Origin of the sequence: Reyranella sp. (assembly GCF_050185545.1) — a bacterium.
GTDB lineage: Bacteria > Pseudomonadota > Alphaproteobacteria > Reyranellales > Reyranellaceae > Reyranella.
Window position 1 is genome coordinate 8,000 of the sequence record NZ_JBFWZI010000214.1, and the last position, 2,749, is coordinate 10,748.

Sequence of the window (2,749 nt, forward strand, 5' to 3'; positions counted from 1 at the left end):
GGATGAGCGACAGCAGCACCGTCATCGACGCCGACGTCGTCCTGGTCGGCGCCGGCATCATGAGCACGACGCTCGCGGTCTTCCTCAAGGAGCTGCAGCCGCATCTGAAGCTCGAGATCATCGAGCGCCTGGCGGGCGAGGCGCAGGAAAGCTCGGGTGCCTGGAACAATGCCGGCACCGGCCACGCCGCCAATTGCGAGCTGAACTACACGCCGATGAAGGCCGACGGCACGGTCGACATCTCCAAGGCGCTGGAGGTCAACACCGAGTTCGACATGTCGCGCCAGTTCTGGTCGTACCTGATCCGCAAGGGCGCGATCGACGCGGATTTCATCCATCCGGTGCCGCACATGAGCTTCGTGGTCGGCGCCGATCGCGCGGCGTTCCTGAAGAAGCGCCACGCCACGATGAGCGCGCATCACTGCTATCGCGGCATGGAGTATTCGGAGGACCACGCCAGGATCGCCGAATGGGCGCCGCTCGTCATGGAAGGCCGCGATCCCGGGCAGGTCGTGGCGGCAACCCATATCGTGACGGGCGCCGACGTCAATTACGGCGCGCTCACCAGCAAGCTGCTCGCCTACCTCCGGAAGCAGGACGGCTTCACCGTACGCTTCAACCAGATGGTGACCAATCTGCACCGCCATCCGCAGGGCGGCTGGCAGCTCGAGGTCGAGAACGAGCAGACCGGTGAGACGCGCCCGGTCCGCGCGCACTACGTCTTTCTCGGCGCCGGCGGCGGCGCCCTGCCGCTGTTGCAGAAGTCGGGTATCCCGGAGGCCGAAGGCTTTGCCGGCTTCCCGGTGAGCGGCATCTGGCTGCGCTGCGCCAACCAGGCCGTTGCCGGCCGCCACGATGCCAAGGTCTACGGCATGGCCGCCACCGGTTCGCCGCCGATGTCGGTGCCGCACCTCGACACCCGCATCATCGACGGCAAGCGCTGGCTGCTGTTCGGGCCCTACGCCGGTTTCTCGACCAAGTTCCTGAAGCACGGCTCGCGGTTCGACCTGCCGGCGTCGGTGCGCCTCGGCAACATCCTGCCGTTGCTTGCCGTGGCGCGCGACAATCTCGCGCTCGAGGAGTACCTGATCGGCCAGGTGTTCGAGACCATGGGGCAGCGCTTCAACGCCTTGCGCGAGTTCTATCCCAACCTGAAGGAGTACGACTGGGAGCTCGACGTCGCCGGCCAGCGCGTCCAGATCATCCGCAAGGACCAGGCCCATACCGGCAAGCTCGAGTTCGGCACCGACATCGTCCATTCCGCCGATTCCTCGATCGTGGCGTTGCTCGGCGCTTCGCCCGGTGCGTCGACCGCGGTGTGGATCATGGTGCACATGCTCGAGAACTGCTTCCACCGGGAGCTGGTCGGCCACTGGGTGCCCAAGCTCAGCGAGATGATCCCCTCCTATGGCCGTTCGCTGAAGGACGACGCCCGGCTCTGCGAACGGGTGCGCAAGGACACCGCCGAGGTGCTGGGGCTGCGCACCGTCTGACCGGTGATGGCCGACGACCAGCGCTCGACGACGCCCGGCGGGACGGATCTCGGCGCGGCGCTCGACGTGCTGCTGCGCTTCGGCGTGGCGATGATGCACGCCGGCGACACCGCCTTCCGCGTGCGCGCGGCGATGGCTCGGCTGGCGCGCGCCCTGGGGATGGACACCCTGGCCGTGCAGGTCATGATCGGCAGCCTCCAGGCGACAGCGCGGCGCGGGGCTGAGACGGCAACGCAGGTGCGCGAGATCGGCCCGCCGGGCATCGACGCCCAGCGCATCGTCTCGCTCGAGACGCTGGCGCAGGCGAGCCGGCCGAGGCTGACAGCGCGCGAGCTCGCGGCCGCGCTCGATACCCTCGAGCAGGCCCGGCCGCATTACCCGATCGTCGTCGTCGCCGGCGCGATCGGGCTGGCCTCGGCGTCATTCTCATACCTCAACGGCGGCGATGCGCTGGGCACCGTCGCGGCGGCGGTTGCCGGCGGGACAGGCCAGGCCGTGCGTGCGCTGTTGTTCCGCCGCCACCTAAACCAGTTCGCTGTCACAGCCGTGTGCGCGGTGCTTACCGCCGGGCTCTACTGCGCCCTGGTGGCCGGCCTGGCGGCCAGCGGCTTCGGCCCCGGTCATGCCGCAGGTTTCATCTTCTCGGTGCTGTTCCTGGTGCCGGGCTTCCCGCTGGTGGCCGGACTGCTGGACAGCGTGCAGCACCAGACCATGGCGGCGGTGGGCCGACTCGCCTACGCCGCGATGATCCTGCTCGCCGCCTCGATCGGCCTGTCCGCCGTCACCGCGATCGCCGGCATCGCCGTGGTCCCGGCGTCCGCACTGCCGGGCGGCCTCGAACCGTGGACCCTCGTGCTACGCGCGCTGGCGAGCTTTGCCGGCGGCGTCGCCTTCGCCGTGCTCTACAACAGCCCGCCCGCCACCCTGCTGGTGGTCGGCGCCATGTCGCTCGCCGGCAACGAGCTGCGGCTCGCCCTGCATGATCTCGGCCTGGCGCTTGCGCCGGCGACCTTCTTCGGCGCGCTGCTGGTCGGCCTGATCGCCACCCTCGCGCGCCACCGGCTGCACCATCCACGCATCGTGCTGACGGTGCCAAGCATCATCATCATGACTCCGGGCCTGTTCGCCTTCCAGGCAATCGTCATGGTCAACCAGGGCGCGGCGCAGGCGGCGATCATCGCCGGCGCCAACTGCTTCTTCATCGTCGGCGCCATGGCGATGGGGCTGGTCGCCGCCCGCTTCATCACGGAGCGGCG

2 protein-coding genes are annotated in these 2,749 nt (G+C 69.2%); both read left to right on the forward strand.

Annotated features, from left to right (window positions below; genetic code table 11):
- Window positions 1-2 precede the first annotated feature (2 nt).
- Window positions 3-1,493, forward strand: a complete 1,491-nt coding sequence (gene mqo, locus AB7O82_RS33120; RefSeq protein WP_428549862.1) for a malate dehydrogenase (quinone) — start codon at window positions 3-5, stop codon at window positions 1,491-1,493.
- A 6-nt stretch (window positions 1,494-1,499) separates the two neighbouring features.
- Window positions 1,500-2,749 (forward strand): threonine/serine ThrE exporter family protein (locus tag AB7O82_RS33125; RefSeq protein WP_428621289.1); only part of this gene is annotated, 1,250 nt, incomplete at its 3' end.